Annotated in this window: 3 protein-coding genes; all 3 read right to left on the reverse strand. The window is 31.3% G+C overall.

From position 1 onward, the window contains the following. Position 1 precedes the first annotated feature (1 nt). Genes Aba26S_RS20575 through Aba26S_RS20585 form a run of 3 tightly spaced genes read right to left on the reverse strand, consistent with a single transcriptional unit; the run spans position 2 to position 2,453 of the window. Positions 2–307: a hypothetical protein gene (locus tag Aba26S_RS20575; RefSeq protein ID WP_043974959.1), complete on the reverse strand. Its 306-nt coding sequence runs from the start codon at positions 305–307 to the stop codon at positions 2–4. Between the two features lie 2 nt (positions 308–309). Continuing rightward, positions 310–810, reverse strand: a complete 501-nt coding sequence (locus Aba26S_RS20580) for a Mov34/MPN/PAD-1 family protein (RefSeq protein ID WP_005006362.1) — start codon at positions 808–810, stop codon at positions 310–312. Further along, complete coding sequence (locus Aba26S_RS20585) at positions 795–2,453, reverse strand: ThiF family adenylyltransferase (RefSeq protein WP_005006360.1); 1,659 nt, start codon at positions 2,451–2,453, stop codon at positions 795–797. The genes Aba26S_RS20580 and Aba26S_RS20585 overlap by 16 nt, the downstream gene beginning before the upstream one ends. Between the last annotated feature and the right edge of the window lie 174 nt (positions 2,454–2,627).

A 2,627-nucleotide genomic window follows, 5' to 3' on the forward strand; every position in this document is an offset into this window, starting at 1 on the left:
ATCATAGAGTGTGGGCATCAATTATGTGACCTTGAAGAAAGCGTGCATAAATGGAAATTTTTTTGGCAAGCAATCTTCGGACAAAAGTTAAAGTATCATCATAATTGAGAATTATACGGAAAAAACTTTCAGGGCTTTTATTTTTCAATAAGACAAAAATTATATTTTTACGTTCTTCATCAACTAATACACCTAATGAATCTATACAAATATGCTTTAAAATTTCTTCTATATATTTATTTGCATTTGATAAATCATCTATTGCTGATAAAGAAGTCTGTAAACTTAGGGATGGGTCTAGTTGCATTTTCAATTTAACTCAATATAACCTAACAGTTTGATTTTAAAATTTTTTCTACCAATCCAGATTCCAGTTTTTACTCTTCCGATTATTAAATATAAAACTGGGTCATTAAGATTGGTAATGCCATTTAGAACAGTATCTATATCCCTTAAATCGGTTGGAGAGGGTGTTGGTACATCTTCAGGATGTGTATGCCATAGGCCTTGAAAATTATAGAATTTTTTAGATTCGTTCCAAGCTTGTATTAAAGCATATTGGTGGGACTTTGACCTAAAGAAAGACATACGTGTTTGACAGTCTCCTTCCATAGGAGAGGTAAAGCTTTCAATGATTTTAGCTTTAGTTTCTATGTCTGTTCTTCCAATTAGAATGCCACCCGATTCTGGAGAATCTGATTCTAATTGTATAAATTGCTTTAAACTCTTTAAAACATTTGCTTGAATAATAAAGACTTGGCCTGTAGGTGTGTCACATTTAATCCTCCCTTGAGTTATGTATTGCAACATGGGCATACTTCTTTATAAATTTCTTTTAAATTCAATATATTAATTCCATTTGAATTATTTACTGAATTATAAAAAGGGGTAGTAATTATTCCATTTTTATTTGCATTCTGATTGTCGCCAGAAATAGAAACAAATCCTAATTGTTGATTCAGGACATATTCAGAAATATAGCTTGCTAGCTTCATGCAATTTAAAGAAGAGAAGGGGGTAAATGCACCAGCACACCCTGTAATATTTTTAGCAATTAGCTGTCCAGATTGTACATATTTATACATAGGGGTAAGACTTTTATTTGATTTTTCATCAAAATATAAGCAGTTTAAACATCCTACATGTTTATTATTGAAAGAAATAAAATGTCCACCTAAATCATAAGGTTCTAACCAGCCTATTATTACTTGAATGTTTGCACTTATTTCATAAATAGTTTTTACGAGAGAAATCTCAGTAGGAGTATGGCCAATTGCTATGATGATAGTATCAATATCTTCAGTAATTTTTGATTTTATCCAGCTTTCACCATGGCTTACGAATGGAAAAATAGTTAATCCGGGCCTTTCTATTAAAAACTTATTAGCTAAAGAAGTAGATTTATAGGTATTAACATACTGCAAACCTAAAGAATGACGATAAATATTATCTGTTTTTAAAAGCTCTGGATCTATGAAAGAAAATTTATTTACGCCTGTTTGAGCTAATATCTCTGCAATCTTTGAGCCTAAAGCCCCACATCCGATAATCGCTATATGTCTTGTTTTTTTCTCTTGCCCCGTTCTATTTAATAAATAATCTATCCACGCTCTTTGTGTTAAAGAGACTTTAAAGCCTTTGAAGGATACTTTTTCTTTGAAAGAATACCAAATGGCATAATAAAAAATCACATAAGCAAATCCATGTTCATTTGGAATTCCCACTAGGGCATAATGATTGCCTTGTTTTAACAAAGATCGTTTGTTCTCATTAGAGAGGGTATTAACAATTTTTAGAAAATAGTCCTCATTAAAATAATCTCCTATATCTGGTATGGGGAAAACAGAAGCATCTTCTAATAATATCTTATGAATTTTTACTTTTGTGAGCTGGTTGTGGTTTATGTAAGAACTATCGCCATCATCAATATGCTCTAATATTTGATGATTCCCTTTTGATGATTTTCTTAACCAACCATATAAATTAAATGTAGAAGTAGGGTCGCAATGTAATATTACATCCTCATTTATATTTTGAGTGCTGCCTAAATATCCTTCTAGTTCGTTATACAAGCTTACTCGGTTGTTTAATTGAAAATTAATAAAAGATTGCTTGAGTATATCTATAGCCCTTTCAAAGAATTCAGTAATAAGTTCTTTATGTCTATAGCCTTCAAAGTTTTCACCTTGATGATCCGTAGTACAAATTTCCCCACTTTGACTCACATGATCTAAGGCAGACATTGGTCGTGTCAATATTCTAAAAATGGGAGGTATCGTCCAATTAGCTCTATTTTGAAAAATTAGACCAAGGCAAACCTGTTGTGTATTAATGAGAAAATCAAATTTTAGATTAACCCAATCCTTAGTAATAGAAGTGACATGGATATTTTGAGCTCCATGTTCACTTAATAGCTTTTCAATATTGTCTAACTTTGGGTTATCAAAAAACATTGAGTTTTCCTAAGCAGATTTTCCTTCTTGAGTGTAATAAGTTTGTACTACTGGTTCGGACACTTCTTGTATTTCAGGGATAGGGAATTGTCTTCCAAAAGTTTTATTTAAAATTTTGCAAGCTTCTACTGTATCAGTTTCCTCATTTACAGCTTCTAAAGATGATTTTAAATC

Origin of the sequence: Acinetobacter sp. NBRC 110496 (assembly GCF_000876115.1) — a bacterium.
Classification (GTDB): Bacteria; Pseudomonadota; Gammaproteobacteria; order Pseudomonadales; family Moraxellaceae; genus Acinetobacter.

Bases quoted from the DNA above. Each gene is read 5' to 3' on its own strand.
- Aba26S_RS20575 (WP_043974959.1), bottom strand. From the start codon at position 307: ATGCAACTAGACCCATCCCTAAGTTTACAGACTTCTTTATCAGCAATA.
- Aba26S_RS20580 (WP_005006362.1), bottom strand. From the start codon at position 810: ATGTTGCAATACATAACTCAAGGGAGGATTAAATGTGACACACCTACA.
- Aba26S_RS20585 (WP_005006360.1), bottom strand. From the start codon at position 2,453: ATGTTTTTTGATAACCCAAAGTTAGACAATATTGAAAAGCTATTAAGT.